At 39.7% G+C, this 16,225-nt stretch carries 22 protein-coding genes and 1 pseudogene; 13 read left to right on the top strand and 10 right to left on the bottom strand.

The genetic code is table 11. From position 1 onward, the window contains the following. Window positions 1-61 precede the first annotated feature (61 nt). Window positions 62-1,198, bottom strand: coding sequence for an MGDG synthase family glycosyltransferase (locus ABD006_RS09005; protein WP_343839907.1), 1,137 nt, complete (start codon window positions 1,196-1,198; stop codon window positions 62-64). 289 nt (window positions 1,199-1,487) lie between these two features. On the opposite strand from ABD006_RS09005, the gene ABD006_RS09000 reads away from it, so the two are divergent. Beyond that, window positions 1,488-2,339, top strand: coding sequence for a metallophosphoesterase (locus tag ABD006_RS09000; RefSeq protein WP_343839905.1), 852 nt, complete (start codon window positions 1,488-1,490; stop codon window positions 2,337-2,339). Between the two features lie 30 nt (window positions 2,340-2,369). Here the strand turns inward: ABD006_RS09000 and ABD006_RS08995 are convergent, their stop codons facing one another. Continuing rightward, a complete protein-coding gene (locus ABD006_RS08995) occupies window positions 2,370-2,990 on the bottom strand; it encodes a YkoP family protein (RefSeq protein WP_343839904.1) in 621 nt (206 codons plus the stop codon). A gap of 171 nt (window positions 2,991-3,161) precedes the next feature. Beyond that, the gene (locus tag ABD006_RS08990) at window positions 3,162-3,410 is read right to left on the bottom strand and encodes a DUF2249 domain-containing protein (protein WP_425542209.1); all 249 of its coding nucleotides are present in this window, start codon (window positions 3,408-3,410) and stop codon (window positions 3,162-3,164) included. A 250-nt stretch (window positions 3,411-3,660) separates the two neighbouring features. On the opposite strand from ABD006_RS08990, the pseudogene ABD006_RS08985 reads away from it, so the two are divergent. From ABD006_RS08985 to ABD006_RS08955, 7 genes and pseudogenes are all read left to right on the top strand, one after another. After that, window positions 3,661-3,825, top strand: a pseudogene (locus tag ABD006_RS08985) (Crp/Fnr family transcriptional regulator); the annotation flags it as partial. A gap of 91 nt (window positions 3,826-3,916) precedes the next feature. Next, a complete protein-coding gene (locus tag ABD006_RS08980) occupies window positions 3,917-4,171 on the top strand; it encodes a DUF2249 domain-containing protein (protein ID WP_343839901.1) in 255 nt (84 codons plus the stop codon). Next, window positions 4,155-4,379, top strand: a complete 225-nt coding sequence (locus ABD006_RS08975; RefSeq protein WP_343839900.1) for a DUF2249 domain-containing protein — start codon at window positions 4,155-4,157, stop codon at window positions 4,377-4,379. Before ABD006_RS08980 ends, ABD006_RS08975 begins: the two co-directional genes overlap by 17 nt. A gap of 12 nt (window positions 4,380-4,391) precedes the next feature. After that, window positions 4,392-4,823 (top strand): hypothetical protein, encoded by a 432-nt coding sequence (locus ABD006_RS08970; RefSeq protein WP_343839899.1) that lies wholly within the window; start codon window positions 4,392-4,394, stop codon window positions 4,821-4,823. 25 nt (window positions 4,824-4,848) lie between these two features. Continuing rightward, window positions 4,849-5,034: a hypothetical protein gene (locus tag ABD006_RS08965; RefSeq protein ID WP_343839898.1), complete on the top strand. Its 186-nt coding sequence runs from the start codon at window positions 4,849-4,851 to the stop codon at window positions 5,032-5,034. A gap of 92 nt (window positions 5,035-5,126) precedes the next feature. Continuing rightward, the gene (locus ABD006_RS08960; protein WP_343839896.1) at window positions 5,127-5,435 is read left to right on the top strand and encodes a metal-sulfur cluster assembly factor; all 309 of its coding nucleotides are present in this window, start codon (window positions 5,127-5,129) and stop codon (window positions 5,433-5,435) included. Between the two features lie 148 nt (window positions 5,436-5,583). Continuing rightward, complete coding sequence (locus ABD006_RS08955) at window positions 5,584-6,750, top strand: C39 family peptidase (protein ID WP_343839895.1); 1,167 nt, start codon at window positions 5,584-5,586, stop codon at window positions 6,748-6,750. Between the two features lie 701 nt (window positions 6,751-7,451). On the opposite strand, the gene ABD006_RS08950 is transcribed toward ABD006_RS08955, so the two are convergent. After that, the gene (locus ABD006_RS08950; RefSeq protein ID WP_343839894.1) at window positions 7,452-8,240 is read right to left on the bottom strand and encodes a DUF3298 and DUF4163 domain-containing protein; all 789 of its coding nucleotides are present in this window, start codon (window positions 8,238-8,240) and stop codon (window positions 7,452-7,454) included. 234 nt (window positions 8,241-8,474) lie between these two features. Next, on the bottom strand, window positions 8,475-9,035 hold the full coding sequence (locus ABD006_RS08945) for a phosphatidylglycerophosphatase A family protein (protein ID WP_343839892.1): 561 nt from the start codon (window positions 9,033-9,035) through the stop codon (window positions 8,475-8,477). Window positions 9,036-9,154: 119 nt separating this feature from the next. Between ABD006_RS08945 and ABD006_RS08940 the strand changes: the two genes are divergently transcribed. The 4 genes from ABD006_RS08940 (at window position 9,155) to ABD006_RS08925 (ending at window position 11,718) form a co-directional block, all read left to right on the top strand. Beyond that, the gene (locus ABD006_RS08940) at window positions 9,155-9,883 is read left to right on the top strand and encodes an alpha/beta hydrolase (protein ID WP_343839890.1); all 729 of its coding nucleotides are present in this window, start codon (window positions 9,155-9,157) and stop codon (window positions 9,881-9,883) included. Window positions 9,884-9,975: 92 nt separating this feature from the next. After that, window positions 9,976-10,491 (top strand): YjcG family protein, encoded by a 516-nt coding sequence (locus ABD006_RS08935; RefSeq protein WP_343839888.1) that lies wholly within the window; start codon window positions 9,976-9,978, stop codon window positions 10,489-10,491. Between the two features lie 9 nt (window positions 10,492-10,500). Further along, complete coding sequence (locus ABD006_RS08930) at window positions 10,501-10,923, top strand: GNAT family N-acetyltransferase (protein WP_343840307.1); 423 nt, start codon at window positions 10,501-10,503, stop codon at window positions 10,921-10,923. A gap of 120 nt (window positions 10,924-11,043) precedes the next feature. Beyond that, window positions 11,044-11,718: a DUF421 domain-containing protein gene (locus ABD006_RS08925; protein ID WP_343839886.1), complete on the top strand. Its 675-nt coding sequence runs from the start codon at window positions 11,044-11,046 to the stop codon at window positions 11,716-11,718. A 17-nt stretch (window positions 11,719-11,735) separates the two neighbouring features. On the opposite strand, the gene ABD006_RS08920 is transcribed toward ABD006_RS08925, so the two are convergent. From ABD006_RS08920 to mgtE, 5 genes are all read right to left on the bottom strand, one after another. Continuing rightward, the gene (locus ABD006_RS08920) at window positions 11,736-12,014 is read right to left on the bottom strand and encodes a hypothetical protein (protein WP_343839884.1); all 279 of its coding nucleotides are present in this window, start codon (window positions 12,012-12,014) and stop codon (window positions 11,736-11,738) included. Between the two features lie 103 nt (window positions 12,015-12,117). After that, window positions 12,118-12,312: a hypothetical protein gene (locus ABD006_RS08915; RefSeq protein WP_343839883.1), complete on the bottom strand. Its 195-nt coding sequence runs from the start codon at window positions 12,310-12,312 to the stop codon at window positions 12,118-12,120. Window positions 12,313-12,371: 59 nt separating this feature from the next. Then, window positions 12,372-12,614 (bottom strand): hypothetical protein, encoded by a 243-nt coding sequence (locus ABD006_RS08910; RefSeq protein ID WP_343839882.1) that lies wholly within the window; start codon window positions 12,612-12,614, stop codon window positions 12,372-12,374. A 128-nt stretch (window positions 12,615-12,742) separates the two neighbouring features. Then, the gene (locus tag ABD006_RS08905) at window positions 12,743-13,153 is read right to left on the bottom strand and encodes a CotO family spore coat protein (protein WP_343839881.1); all 411 of its coding nucleotides are present in this window, start codon (window positions 13,151-13,153) and stop codon (window positions 12,743-12,745) included. 83 nt (window positions 13,154-13,236) lie between these two features. Then, the gene (gene mgtE, locus ABD006_RS08900) at window positions 13,237-14,604 is read right to left on the bottom strand and encodes a magnesium transporter (protein ID WP_343839880.1); all 1,368 of its coding nucleotides are present in this window, start codon (window positions 14,602-14,604) and stop codon (window positions 13,237-13,239) included. A 355-nt stretch (window positions 14,605-14,959) separates the two neighbouring features. Between mgtE and ABD006_RS08895 the strand changes: the two genes are divergently transcribed. After that, a complete protein-coding gene (locus ABD006_RS08895; RefSeq protein WP_343839879.1) occupies window positions 14,960-16,129 on the top strand; it encodes an FtsW/RodA/SpoVE family cell cycle protein in 1,170 nt (389 codons plus the stop codon). Window positions 16,130-16,225 lie beyond the last annotated feature (96 nt).

The raw sequence follows: 16,225 nt of genomic DNA, 5'->3' as shown, positions 1-16,225 counted from the left end.
TCTTTGAATCTTATCATGTGTCAGGCACTGGAATTTTATGCAGGGACTGTCCCCACGTTCATTAACGCGTTAACGCGTTAATGGAGTGCGGGACAGTCCCCAACTTATAAAGCAATTCCTCCGGGGATTCTGGTTCGAGGCTTGCATGATATTGATTGAGCTTTTGATTGTATCTAATGATCGTGTTGTCATTCTCATAAAACTTTACCAGCATGTTTTCAAAGTTTTGATTAGACTGCCAGGTTTGAAAGCTGGTAGCTAAACCAAGATTCCGTAGCTGTTCCATGTTTAACTCTTCCTGCCCGGGAAGGGTATGATAAACAAATATGGGCACTCTTTTTAACAAACTTTCACTAATGGTCACGCCCCCCGGTTTTGTAATAATTCCATCACAGGTCTCATACATGGAATCCATTTCTTCACGGGAGGATATATAAGGAATAGGCGTCACATTAGAATGGTGAAGCTCGTTCAACCGTTGATATAAGGACTGATTTTTGCCGCAAAGGACCCGATACTGAATGCTTTCATTCTTTACCCTGGCCACAAAGTTTTCAATTAAGCCTACACCTAAATTTCCACCTGTAATCATAAGGTTGAGCCTGGTTCGCTCTTGATGAGGCTGGTCCTTCACAGGTGAAAACTTCCGATGAACCGGGATGCCTGTTACAAAAATCCGATTTTCAGTGACCCCTTTCTTAAGCAGATATTCCTTCATTCTCAGGGAAGGAACAAAGTGAAATTCAATATTCCTTGTTCCCCATAGCTGATGGATAAAATAATCGGTATACACGTTCACAACAGGAGTTGAAATTTTCTTCCGCTCTTTTAACCTGCTTAATAAATAAGAAGGCAGCGCATGGGTGCAGACGATCAGATCCGGCTGTTTTTCAGTTAATATGTCCTCGATAACCCGAATAAACAACCATTCGTAATGCCGATACCGTTTCTCTTCATACTGACCTTCAACGACAATTTTGCGGTAGATCCAGCTGTAAACTTGCGGAAAAGAATCAATCCATTTTAAATAAATGGCTGAGATCATCCGCTCGATCCTTCCATAACCATAGTGCAGAATATCGACCTTATCGCATTCAATAGCAGGATCGAGTTCCTTGAGCCCGTCCCTTAGCGAATCGGCAACCTGATGATGCCCCGAGGAAATTTGTAAAAACGGAAGAAACAATACCTTTTTCATGATCATCATGCTCCTGTTATAAGGATTAAGTGATACTTATACAATGGAAAACTGCTTGCTTTCGCCTTTTTAGTATGTGTTCCTGATCCTGTACTATCCTAAGTAAAATTACAAACCTCAGGCTTTAACACCATTTCCTGCCGAAGTAACCCTGTCTCGTCGTTACCAATTAACGGTTAACCTCAAGTTTGCGGGAGAAGATAATAACATCCATATTATGGAGCCTGCCCCTGTAATTCCCACTTCATTGAGGCCAAATTCCTAGTATAATGATTAAGGAGGTGTTTCTATGAATCTACTGCTTATTTTTCTGGTTATCATTCCGATTATTATCGGTTTCTATAAAGCCTATAAGAATACCCAAAGCATCGCCATGAATCATATAACCCTTAATCATGATGGATCCTCTCAAACAAACACTACGCAGCTTAATATACTTCACATTTCCGATATGCATCTGGAACATATTTCCATATCCCCGGAACAACTCTATGAAAAACTGAAAAATGAATCCATCGACATCATAGCTTTAACCGGTGACTTTTTAGACCGAAAACGAACAATTCCGAAGCTTATTCCTTATTTGAAGGTATTTCAAAAACTTAAACCAGTACACGGTACCTATGCGATTTTTGGCAATCATGATTATGTTCTAAATGAGGAAAACTTTAAAAAACTTAAAGAGACGCTGGAGAATTATGATTGCTACACTATGCAAAATGAAAATGCCTCTATTCATGTGAACGGAGAAAAGGTAAATATCATTGGGATTGATGACTTTAGTACGGGACGCAGTCAGTTTGAAAAGTCTTATGATGGGCTGGCGGACGGATATAATCTGGTTCTGACCCACGATCCCAACGCTGTGCTTCATATGAAGGACTTTGACTTTGATTATCTGTTATCCGGTCACTTTCATGGTGGGCAGATTCTGTACCCTAAAGCCTATCATCTGGCTAAAATGGGCAAGTTGCCTAAAATGAATATGATTAAAGGACTGCAAAGCTATCAGGAAAAAAGCTTCTACATCAGCGAGGGGTTAGGACAGACAGGCGTCAACATCAGAATCGGCAGCCGCCCTGAAGTAACTTTTCACCGTATTTCCATTCCGGCGGTTTCCAAAGCGAATGCCGTCAGTTAGCCACACCATATGAAAAAAGTCGCCTTAAGCTCAGGACATTGAGCTTCTGGCGGCTTTTTTTCTGTTTCTTATCACCTTCTCCAGCGGTCTGTGTATATAATTCGTCAATAATTGATTTTTGGACATTAAAATATAATTGGGGGAAGGCTGATTGATCATATTATTTAAGGAAGGTTCAGACAGGGATAATATATGAATTGGATAAAACGTCATTTTTTTCATCCACTTATAAGCCGGGCTTTTGATATGATTGATTTCAAACCCAAGCCGACCGGCCCCCTTATTGAGTGATGTAATTCCCATCACAGCCTTAATTTCCTGATGACGTTTATGTGTAAGCACATAGGTTGCCAGTCCCGGCATGGAATCCCTGACTCTTTCATAGACCATAAATGCCTTTTTCACTTCGCTGGCCTCATTTTTTAAATCATGAAGTAAACGGACATTATGCAGATGAATTTTGAGCAGTAAATCATTTTTTTCTATAACGGTTCCATCAGATAGGCGAATGGGCCCGCCTTTAAATCGGGTCAATCTAACCCGGAAAATATTACTCGTACTCCCCCGGTGCATTCCAATATATTTTAACCGTGTAAATCGGAAATACAGGGGATCAAAATACAGCCATAGCTTAAGCATGAAATTTCTCATGTCCTATCCTTCCTTTTCTTTTATCTAGCTTACGTACCTGAACAGTCGCCTACGCTTTTCTTCATTCACATGCTTATTTTACATAAACCTTTTTTATTTTATTTAGCTAATTTTTTACAATTGAGTCTAATTAAAATCGTGCGCTTGAATCAAAAAAATCAGCATCCCATTTCAGGAATGCTGACATATGAAGTATGTTTGATTTATTTGTTTATTTTTAACAATTGCGACCTTCCAAAGAGCTGGTCCTTCCTGCAGATACTCCCAGGTAAATTCTCCTTCACGCTCAATCATGAATTGGTAATGAAGTGGACGTGGATCGTGGTCGTTGACTAATTTCATGACCTCTCCGGATTGTAATCCATCAAAGGCTTCAAAAATCTTAGAGTGGCGAATTCTTGGTTCAATTTCCGGAGCCATAATCTCTGTTACAAATTCGTGTTGTTGTTCAATCATTTTTATTCCCTCCTTATTTTCATTAAGCTCTTTTCAGCTCGTCTTGTTATTTTACATATTCATCATAATCGATGTTTTACAGCCATGATGTGAGATAACGCAAGCATCAACTATGATTTTTATCACTTCATACGATTTCATTTCGTTGTATCACTATATTAGAGGCTGTTTTAAAGTGGGTTGAAAGGATGATAAGAATGATGAATTAAAGGAACAGATCGTTAATGTTTTAAAACCAGGAGATATTTTTCCACATGCAGGATTTTTCCGTAAAGATAACTACCCTGTCCATTCAGAAATGATTGAGGATGGTATATTAATTTTTATTCCCATCTTCTCCTTTGAGCAATTTTTAATCCAGAACCCGGAAATCGGTTAGCCGGACTCTGACTCAATTAAAGAAAAAGAAAATTATCTATTCCGGAGCGACAGGAAATTTATTTATAAACATTGATCAGCTTGAACAGGAATTGCAATCCTTTGTTGAAGTAGACGTTCGCGAGGATATCCGCTTAAATAAGGAGCCATTTCATAAAATCATGAATGCCATTAAAAATCTGGAGGAAGGTCAGGGTTTAATTTTACATGCTCCATTTAAGCCTATCCCCCTTTTTAAAGTATTGGATCGAAAGGGATTTGATCATGAAGAAGAAAAGCTTGAAAAAAAGCATTGGAAAGTAACATTCCGAAAAAGGGAAGGTGAAAAAAATGACCACATTAGATAATAGGGGATTACAGCCTCCACAGCCAATGATACGTACATTGGATAAGCTCGAGGAATTAGAGTTCGAGGAATTAGAGCCAGGAGAACAGCTTTCCATCATTAACGATCGCAGACCTATGTTTCTGTTTCAGGAACTGGACGAACAGGGAATCCGCTATGAATGTGAGCCTTACGAGGATGGCGGCTTTATCATTACGATCTATAAATAAAGGTGATGTACAATGAGTTTTCAGCAAACAAAAGTCAATTTAAAGCTTCCTTTTTCTTTTATATTAAGCAGTATGATTGCATTAGTCGTCTCCCAATGGATTTTATTTCAAAATGCTGATTTGATTGCTGAAGGCTATTATCGAACCCCCGCGCTGTGGATGGCCTTTCATTTACTCATTTTGGGGTTTGCCCGTTATGGTCGTTATGGGGGCTATGTATCAGCTGGTTCCAGTGGCCTTTCTTACCCTTTTTGCCATGATTTCTGTATATTTTGGCTGAACGATTCATTTTCTAACATTCGTAGTAAGTATCCTTTTACCCGGCCATTCAAAAATCTGGGGGCTGCTCATTTACCTGTATCTGGTTTCCTGGATACTATTCAGCACACTGGGATACCTCAAGAAAATTGTTCCGGTCCTATGGTGGACATTAAAATATGCTGATCGTGTTGGTAAGGAAAAAGTGCCCATGTTAAAGGATTTAATCCGGGAAAAATCAAGTGTCATCATTTATTCCGGCATTGTGGCGGCAACATTTGGAAATGTTATCGCTGCCTTTTTCAACAGTGTGACAGGTTTACAGGTGTTTCAGGGAATCTGGTTTTTATTTGCCCTTGCGTTCAGTATTTCAATAGGACGAATTCTAACAAAATAGAAAATCTCCTACTGATGATATTAAAGGTTAATTCAAACAGGTTCTGGTTTATCTGGATTAAGCAGGTTCTGCCCTTGAAATAGGAATAGGAGATGAGCAAAGTGAGTTTAGAAGAACAGGTTGGAGAAGCTTTGTATGAAGTTATCGATCCTGAGCTGAACATGAATATCATGGATTTAGGTCTTGTCTATATGGTTCAAGTAAAAGAAAACAGTGAAGTCTATGTCCGGTTAACTCTGACTACTCCAGGATGTCCGCTTCACGACACAATTGTTGGAGGAGTTGAGACAGTTCTGTACAGTACAGATGAGGTTCAGAATGTGGAGGTGGATCTGGTATGGACACCGGCATGGACCCCCGACAAAATGAGTCGGCGAGCTAAAGAAATGCTTATGTTCTAACCCCTTTCAATTAAGGGGTTTTTTACACACATTTAGTTGACTTCATTATAGCCTTCTAGTAAACTACTTCCATCCTTTATTTTATTGTGAAAAAATAATTTTGTAGTCTTTTGCACTATTAAATATACAAAAATAGGAGGCGTATATGATGAATCGTTTTTTCGTCATAGTATTCATATTTTTATTTATTCTATTAACAGGCTGCAATACAGCAAAGCAGGCAGATGAGAGAACGTTAGCCGGGAAGCAGACAGAAAATCCGTTAACCGCCGGGCAACTAATGACAAAGAGTGAAAGCCCTGCAGCGAAACAGACGGATCTCCTCAGGATGAAGAGTCAAGAGAAAGAATCAAGCAAAGAGGTGGAATCTGCTGCTGCAAAACAGAAGGACAACAAGAATAATCAGCAGAAGGAAGCAGCAAAAAAGGAAAAACAGCAACAAATCCAACAGCTATCCTTTAACCTCACAGAACATAAAGACACGAAGCAAATTGCCGTTCAGGCTGCAAATATTCGAAAAGGTCCACATACCAGTTATTCTAAGATAACTACACTAAAACGTTATACAAAGCTGGATGTCTTTGAAAAAGCGAAAGTAGAAGATATAACCTGGTACCATGTTAAATTTGGGGATCAGAATAAGGGATGGATTTCCTCCAATATTGTGGAAGACTATGATCCGCAGGCCAAACAGAAAGCCAGAGAAAAACAATCAGACAGAAAGCTGTTATCTGCTCCTCTGGTTTCTCAGATGCCTGAATTGCCACGAGGCTGTGAAGTAACAACGCTATCGATGATGTTAGCTCATGCGGGAGTTAATGTGGATAAAATGACATTAGCTAAAGAGGTCAGAAAGGATCCAACACCTTTCAGCAAAAAAAATGGGCAGGTCCATTTCGGTCATCCTAATAATGGATTTGTTGGAAATATGTATACCTTTGATAAACCCGGACTTGGAGTATTTCATGACCCCATTGCGGATTTAGGTGAAAAATACTTACCCGGGAGAATCGTTGACCTTACTGGAAATAGCTTCGACCGTGTATTAAATCAAATTGATAAAGGAAAGCCTGTATGGGTGCTCACAACCAGCTGGTTCTCCTATGTTCCAGAGTCTTATTGGGAAACGTGGAACACACCGTCCGGAAAGGTTAAGGTTACGTATAAAATGCACTCTGTTTTAATCACTGGCTATGATGATCATTATGTTTACTTCAATGATCCTTTAGCTAATATGAAAAATCGAAAAGTAGCAAAAGACAAGTTTATTGCCGGCTGGAACCAATTTGGAAACCAGGCGATCAGTTATAAGTAAGTTTATTACAGTACTCCCTTGTACACAGATATTTTGATAGCCAAAAATTGCACTTTAGCAGGTTGAGAGCTTTTTATTCTCGGCCTGCTATTTTTATAGGAAACGTCTCACTCTATGAAATTACCCGTTATTCCCGCTCGGATTTGTCCTTCATCAGCTTTAGATTTCAAGCAGGCAGCATTTCATTCCTCTCTGCCCCCTTTACACTCCCTTCATAGTAAAAAAGATTGATTATTTTCACATTTAATACGTGAGTTCCGTCACTATTGCACGACTTTTTTACCGGTAAGATAAATTCAGAACGGGATTTAATTAGGGGGGATTTTCAATGCTGCAGGAGGCTAAACTATTTATTAGCGTCATGCTCATGCTTTTTGTCGGTATCATTTTTCTTGTTGTTTTTCGATGGTCTACCTTAAATTGGTCTTTATAACGAGGACATGATGCTTGTTGCCCAAACGCAGGCCATGCCGGGATATACCAACCCATTCAGGGAGATGGACAGCCAGCGTCTCGGAACACTGATGTTCCAGCGTAAAGGAAGGTTCCAACTAAACCTGTAAAGAAGGCTAAATAGGAAATCAGACTGACATGATCCAGTTTAGTTTCGGTTCGCTTTCCTAATGATTGAAATGAATGAAAAAGAGGCTGAACCACATACAGGTTCAGTCTCTTTGTATATGCAGGTGACCACAAATCAATCAGCTATGAAGAACAGCATTGTATATCTCCGGCTTTAATAAATCCTTAATATCCTCCAGGGAAATTGGAAATGCCGGCGTTCCCATTACTCCGGGCGCAATTTCATATTCATCAAACACAAGTACAAGCTTCCGGTCTTCAAAATAAAAGGACTGGTCCTTTGTTGCGGTCTGAAAACCTTCTTCACCTTCAAAGAATGCCTCCCCTGCTTCCCTCCTTCTTTCAATAGCCTGCTTAACAAGCTCATTGACTTTCTTCTTATAGTCCGCACCCTCTTTAAAAATGTCAGAAAAGGAAAGCTTTTTGGCCTGATTCTGGTTTAATATATTAAGGGTCTGAACCTTTTGAATACCGTTAGCTCCCCCCTTATACACAAAAACTTCGTTTAAGATGGAGATAAGCTCTCCTTTCTTTTTAACTGCTGGATCCACTTGTAATTGAAAAGGACGCAAAGGCTGACCTTTTTGCTCTAATTCCTTAGCAAATTGTACAGCTTCTTTTTTGAATTCCCCGATCTTTTTCTCAGCCTTTGCCTTGATTCCAACATTAAACTTCATCTGAAAAACATCATCCTTCATCCCTTTAATAGAAGGAATCTTTACATTTATTTTATACTCCGGCTCGGTTTCCTTTACTTCCTCATACGTAATGCTTAAATCTTCAGCTTTTGAAGATGCTTTCATATCGGGGAGATGCAGCTGTTCAGCCTGGACAATAAGAGGAGTCTCCACGGTGTATGTAAATATAGAAATAGCAATGATGAACCAGGTAAGTGCGTTGGCTTTCATTCATGACCTCCTAGTTAAGACGTACTTATAAATAGTGTTTGAATTTCTTCGTTTTTTTAGTCATAAAAATTCATGGAAATTACAAAGGCGCAAGCGACGGATGTGGCCTCACCTGATTTCATACTTAATCTACTATTATAAATTTCTCCACAATAAAAAACAGGAATGAACCTGCCATCCTCAGCCTCGGGGCAGAGCTGACAGCTGGTTCATTCCTGTTTTTATTTTTTAGTCTCAGCCAAGACGATCCTCTTCGTCTCTTCGTTCAGCTTCCTCTCTTGGTACCTCATCCTGAGCATCACGAAGACGGTGAGCCAAACGACTCGAAGCTGTTGCTGCAATACTTCCCACTATGTCATCTAAAAACGTGTGGACCTGATTGCTTCGCTTCGTATCCAATTTGTTAATGATCCCTACTTTGTTTTTATCCAAATAACCATACGTTGTCAGAGCTATACTCCCGTAGCTGAAGGTTGCACCTAAAGCCAGCGTTTCATCAACACCGAACAATCCTTCATCAGTTTCAATAATTGATTGTAATGGCTCTGAAAGCTTTTTTTCCTCGGCCAGTTTGTCAAGTTCAATGCCTACCAGGATGGCATGCTGAATTTCCCGTTTTTCCAATACCCGATCTACACTCAGAACACACTCATCTATGGTTAATCCCTCATTATAAGGATGCTGCATATCATAGACAATTTGAGCAATATCCTCTATAAGTACTCCCCGACTGGTCAGTGCGGCTCTTGCTGCCTGTTCAACCTCCTGACTTGGTACCTGCTTTAAATCAGACACTCCGACTCCTCCTTTCCTTTCATAGATTTATTATAACATTGGGACAAAAGCATTGTACGACATAATTTTCTGATATGTTAAAATAAATAATACAACTATCAGAATCAAGGGGTGTAAACATGGGCAGAAAGGGTACAATGTTTGATAGAAATATCCATAGCCAGTACTTAAAAGAGACCATAACTTTAAGAATTTATCAGCCTGAAAATTTTTCCACTTTATATAAATACCATATTTGCATTATGCAGGATGGCAATGACTACTATCAGCTTGGACGTGCAGCGACACTTAGCGATCGATTGCATGAAAAAGGTGAAATCCATACTACGATTTTTGTGGGAATACACTATAAGGATAAGTACGATCGTCAGGCAAAATATCACCCTGATGGTCATAAAAACAATCCATACATAAAATTTCTGCGGTTTGAGGTTGTCCCGCTGCTGGATGACATCCTGCCCGGCTATTATCTCGGAGCTGCCCGTACATTAATGGGAGATTCTCTGGGAGGAACCGTCTCTTTTTTGACAGCTCTTACCTACCCAAACACATTTGGAAACGTCATTATGCAATCACCATATGTAAATGAAAAAGTTTTGGAAGCAGCAAAAGCATCCGACAATCTTTCTTTAATCAAAATCTATCACACAATCGGTGAGGAAGAAACAGAGGTACAAACCACAACCGGCGGGACAGAAAATTTTCTGGAACCGAACCGGCAATTAAGCCAGCTGATTCAGATAAAAACTTCAGCGTATACCTATCATGAACGACCAGGTGGTCATACATGGAAGACATGGCAAAAGGATTTACCTGACGCCATCATTTCCACATTTGGAAAATCATGATGAAATTTTTAGAAATGAAGGATTATTTTTTGCTATAATAGAAATAGTTTCACTGTTAAACAGGATCAAAAGGATTTAAAGGAGGACCATTTATGAAATATGGAATTGCTGTTTTTCCATCAAAAGAGGTTCAGGATATTGCCAACTCATATCGTAAGCGTTATGACCCCAGCTATGCATTAATCCCTCCTCATGTGACGATTAAGGAACGCTTTGATGCTGAAGATTCTCAGATTGATGATATTGTACAGGAACTTAGAAATGTAGCAAAGGAAACGAAACCATTCCCCTTAATTATTAATAAAGTCAGCTCCTTCTATCCAGTTACCAATACCGTCTATTTAAAGGTTCAGCCTGTTGAGGAGCTGGTCGAACTCAGTGACAAACTGTATAGTGAAAAATTCCCGAATGAACGTCAATTTGCTTTCGTTCCCCACATTACGATTGGTCAGGATTTATCCACTGAGGAACACTCAGATGTTTATGGCAGCCTGAAAATGCATCAGTTTGATATTGAAGAAACCATTGACCGTTTTCAGCTTCTCTATCAATTAGAAAATGGCTCCTGGACCGTATACGAAACCTTTAAATTTGGAGAGACAAAATAAATGAGCCACATGCAGATTCACGTTGTTCAAAATGATGATCAATTAATGGATGCCTATAAAGTCCGGCAAATTGTTTTTATTGATGAGCAGGGCGTTTCTCCTGAACTCGAAATGGATGAGCATGACCAAAACGCCGTTCATTTCGTTGGATATAAATACGGAGAGCCTGTTGCTGCCAGTCGTCTCCGGTATGCTGACGATTACGGCAAGCTGGAGCGGATCTGTGTGTTAAAAGAGGAACGGGGAAAGCATTTTGGGAAACAAATGATAGAAGCTATGGAAGAAGTCATAAAAGAAAATCATATCAGGAAATCAAAGCTCAATGCCCAGACCCACGCAGAGAAATTTTATCAGTCACTTGGTTACGAAACGATTTCAGATGAATTTATGGATGCAGGAATCCCGCATGTCACCATGGTGAAAACTCTTTAATCGAAATGACTAACTTTAAACAGGTTAGTCATTTTTTTATGTCATTTTGTATGGAAACCAGCCGGTTGAGCAAACTAAAAAAATGTACGGAAGAATTGTTAAACAAAGGTTGGGATACATATGAATTTTGTCAGTTTAACCATTGATTCCATTGTTGGTTTTATTGCTTTATTTATACTTACAAAAATTTTAGGAAAATCACAGATTACACAAATTACTGCCTTTGACTTTATTGCCGCACTGATTCTCGGTGAATTAGTGGGAAATGCGTTGTTTGATAAAAATGCGGGTATACTCGCTATTTTATACGCTGTACTGCTATGGGGGTCCCTCATTTACATAACTGAAATGATTACGCAAAAGGTGTCCAAGTCAAGAGAACTTCTGGAAGGGAAACCTTCTATTGTCATACGCAATGGCAAACTGCAAAGAGATCAAATGAAAAAGGCGAAATTGGATCTGAATCAATTACAGCATTTATTGCGTTCCAAAGATACATTTTCCATTCAGGATGTTGAATTTGCCATTTTTGAAACAGATGGCACGATTTCAGTACTGAAAAAGTCCATGCAGCAGCAGGCGACGCGCGCCGATGTAAATGCAAAACCGGAAAGTGTGGCTCTCCCTTACAGTGTCATTTTGGACGGAGAGGTTGTGGAGGACAATTTAAAGGAGGTTCAGCTTACAGAAGACCAGTTAAAGGACGAACTTTCCAAACAGGAAATAAAGGATTATAGGGAAGTATTCTACGCTGAATGGAAAGAAGGGGAAGGTTTATATGTGGAGGCATATTAACCTCCCCTTTTTTCGTTCTAAACAATTTTGTCTATATGCTTCCCTTTCCCGGTTAAGCCAGCTACGAGCTTACGGGCAGCTGTCTCAGGGATATTGTTTATTCCCTCTTTTGATCCTGTTTCTGAATATAATTTAGCGGGCTTTATATATCTGGTCGAGCGATATTCGTGGCTGTTCAGTTTATGATGAAGTACCTGGTGAGGTTTTTCAATGATATAGGGTCCGTTTTCCTTTTTGTTTACTCGCTGATGGTAAGTGTCATACTGCAGAGGTCGCATCGGCAGAATGTACCCCATAAATAACACTCCCTTCTTATTTATCTATACCCTTGCAGGCCTGAGTGTAAGCCTGCTTTCTATCATTGTAATGGATGGTTCAAAAAAAGTTTGCTGATTTTTGTCATTCCATTCTTTTTTCCAGCTCTTTTATGATTTTCTCTACACTGCCGATTTGTTTTATAAAGTCCTGATCCCATTCGTTCATATCTTTTTCAAATTGCTTAATTTTTTCCTCTGGTTTTTGAAGCCAGTGTTCATTCCGTCCGAGAAAACGTTCAAATGCGTCAAGAAATCGAATTAGATCCTTTTCTTTCATAATAACTTCCTTTCCTGAATGAAAAAGGACAGTCTCATTTACTGAGACTGTCCTTTGGTTTAGATCCATGAGAATGGTGGGCGTCTTCCTTCTCTTTCGTCCTCTGAGTCATCCTCCTGTTTTACATCCACATCCACGTCTACATCTACTTCTGTATTGGATTCTGCTTCATTTTCTTCCTGTTGATGGCGTGGCGGTCCGAAAAATGGATCGGCCGAACGTCTTCTTGGTGGTTCAAATACCACATTATCTGCTTTAATGACTAAGTCTTTAACATGAATCTCTCTTTTACGATCAGACATATGGACTTCAACTCCTTTAAGATAGTAGTCATTTCAAGATACAGTCTATGCGTTTGTACTCCCCGGTGTTTGGTTAAATGTCCTAAATCAGGGAAATTGTTTACCATACCTTTGTAAAATGATTCCTTTTAGAAGCCCATTAATTTTACATCTTCAATGTCTGAAAGGCTAAGTTCAACACGGTAAGGTTTTTGAACCGTTCTCATTCGAATCGTGTCATCATTAAAGTCCTGAATCAGACCACGATAACGCTGATCTTCAGTAAGAACTTCACATTTCATTTTCGGCATCTGGGAAGGCAGGCGGGTTAAGTAGCTGATTTTCTCTTCTACCGTCATGTCGCGGAATTTTTTATCTTCAAGCTTTGTTTCAGCCTCTTCCCCGCTTACTTTTTCCTCCCCTTGTTCCGGATCTTTCTTTTGATTCTGTGTTTTTTTCTTATAAACAGAATACTCCTGCATACTGGCCTGTACACGGACATCCCTCGGCTGAGTGATATATAGCAGAGGACTCTGTGCCATTTTATCGTTAGTGGACATAATTTCTCCCCTTCTCTTAAATGGTTTTCTACCCTCCACTATATGCCAGGTCAACTTCGTGTGTGCTATTACCCCTATTTTCATCAGGAAATTAACATATCCATAAACAGGGTAGCCATTCCAAAATAAATTAAAATGGAGATAATATCATTAATACTTGTAATAAAAGGTCCGCTAGCCACTGCAGGATCAACATGAAGTCTGTGCATTAACAATGGAATAAACGAACCGGCAATGGTTGCTACAACCAATGATCCTAAAATTGAAAGTCCTACCAGCAATCCAAGATAAAATTCTCCCTGCCACAGATAGATTACCGCTGTAATGACCACACCACAGGATATACCCGTAATTAAACCGGTCATCGCTTCACGCAGCAAAATTCGTATTTTTCCATCTGCCCTCGATTCCCCTGTGGCAATTCCACGTACCGCAACGGCCAATGCCTGGGTACCGGTATTTCCTGCCATCCCTGCAATGAGCGGTATAAATACGGCAAGTAAGGGAACCTTGGTCAGCGCCTGCTCAAACTGACCAATTAAATTTGCGGTAAGCATACCCAGAAATAGTAAAACGATCAGCCATGGAAGTCTTTTTTTTGCAGCCATCCATGCACTTGTATCAGGGGTTTCCATATCCGATACAGCCGCAAGCTTTGAATAGTCCTCGCTTGCCTCTTCATCCATAACATCCATAATATCATCGACCGTAATAATTCCTAATAAATGCTGCTGGAAATCCACAACAGGAAGCGCAAGTAAATCATAGTCACGCATCATCTTAGCCGCTTCCTCCTGGTCTTCTCCAACGGATATGGATACTATTCGATCACTCATGACATCTGATATGGCCCTGTCTTCTTCTGAAATAATCAGGTCTCGTAAGGATATGACTCCAACAAGCTGTTTATCTTCATTGACGACATAGACATAATAAATGGTTTCTGCGTCTGGTGCCTCGTTCCGCAGGTGTACCATTGCTTCCCGAATCGTCATGGCCGCTTCAATGGCTACAAATTCGGTTGTCATAATACTTCCGGCTGTTTTCTCTTCATAATGAAGCAGGCCTTTTATATCTTCAGCATCTTCTTTATCCATAATCGTTAAAAAGCTTGCCACTTCATTTTGATCCAGCGTATTCAGAACATCAACGGCATCATCCGTCGCCATCCCCCCCAATACCTGAGAAGCATAACGGGCATCCATTTCCGTTAATATCGGATCAAGCCGGTCTAATTCAATGTTTTCCAGGATATCTGCCATTTCTTCTGGTGACAAGTATGTATAAATCAGCATTCGTTCCTTTTTTTCCTGAGCCAAAAAGATTTGTGTCTGATCATACGGGTGAAGATTGATGAATTCAGAACGAAATTCATCTATATTTTCAGTTTCCAGTGCCTTCTGTACATCTTTCCACCAGTGCGGGAGGGTATGTTCATCTAACTTTTCCATAGGTTACAGCCCCCTTAGTTCTGTTTCGTTTCCCGTATGTTTTCATCGGAACCGTTTTATCACGCATTAACTGGTCGTAATACCCCCATTTCAAGTCTTGAGGGCAACCCAACAAGACGAAGTGGGGGATAAACGGCCAGTAAATCCCTGATGAGTTCAACTAATCATCAGTGAACCCTCATAGAAGTTTCACTTTATCGTAAAACGGTCTGTAGGGTTTGTCAACTTGTGGGACGTCTATATTTATAATTGACGAATCGTGAATTTTCATGAACAATATATAATAGAATAAGAATGTATATTTTAGCGAATCATGTCCAACTTCTTTGTTTTTTACCATAGAAAGGGAATTAAAATGGAAAAGGATAATAAACGGTTTAATATTGATTACATCTTAATATTTATTATTCTTGCACTTGGAGCTATAAGTGTTATTTCATTATATACAGTGCAGGATATTCTTTTAACAGACTCTAATACCATTTTTTATAAACAGCAAATTATATGGTATGTATTAGGATTTATTGTTATAGGTGCGATGATGTTTTTGGATTATGACAACTACCGGAAAATGACCTGGATCTTATACGGTATTGGACTCTTTGCATTAGCAGGGGTTTATTTTCTGCCGTTTTCCCTTGAATTAAACAATGCCAGGGGATGGTACGATCTTGGAGTTGGGACGGTGCAGCCAGCCGAGTTTATGAAAATTATTTTGATATTGACTGTTGCACACGTCATCACCACCCACAATGAGAAGCGGTTAAACCCTGGATTTAAAGATGATGTCTGGTTACTTGCAAAGGTTGGGCTTGTAACATTGCCCCCCGTTTTGATCGTATTTGGTATGCCTGATGTGGGATCAGCTGTTGTTCTGACCTGTATTGTTGCCTTTATGATTTTAGTATCTGGTATACGCTGGCGAATTTTGCTGGTTATCACAGGTTTGGTTGGACTCATTATCGGCGCCTTCATTGGCCTGTATTTTTTATTTCCCGATTTTGTCCAGAACTATTTGAATGATACGATATTCAGTCACGTATTCGAGAGATTGGAAGCCTGGTTTGATCCTCAGCAAAATGTTCAGGGGTCCGGCTATCAAATTAATAATACCCTCCTTGCGATTGGATCCGGACAATTGTTTGGTAAAGGGTTTGATAACTTTGATGTAACCAATATTCCAGTCAGGGAATCTGATATGATTTTTTCAGTTATCGGTGAGCAGTTTGGATTTGTCGGTTCAAGTATTGTTATTATCTTGTTTTTCTTTTTAATTTACCGGATTATACAGACAGCTCTTGCCTGCAAGGATCCATTCGGAAGCTATATTTGTGCGGGAGTGGTTGGCATGATTACCTATCAGGTGATCCAGAATATCGGGATGTCACTAAAAATCCTCCCCATATCAGGCCTTCCTCTTCCATTTATCAGTGCAGGCGGAAGCTCCCTGATTGCCTATATGATGGCAATAGGACTCATTTTAAACATCCGTTCACGCATCCGGAGCTATATGTTTGATGACTAGTCGGGGACTGTCCCCACATTCACTAAAGCATTAACGTGCTAAAGGATTTATTAGATGAAGCATGGAGTGGAAAGATACTATTGTCTTCCACTCTTT

The sequence above is a fragment of the Salinibacillus aidingensis genome, from assembly GCF_039522525.1.
Taxonomy (GTDB): domain Bacteria; phylum Bacillota; class Bacilli; order Bacillales; family Alkalibacillaceae; genus Salinibacillus; species Salinibacillus aidingensis.
Note: the sequence above shows the minus strand (reverse complement) of the source record. Positions and strands in the feature narration are given on the sequence as shown.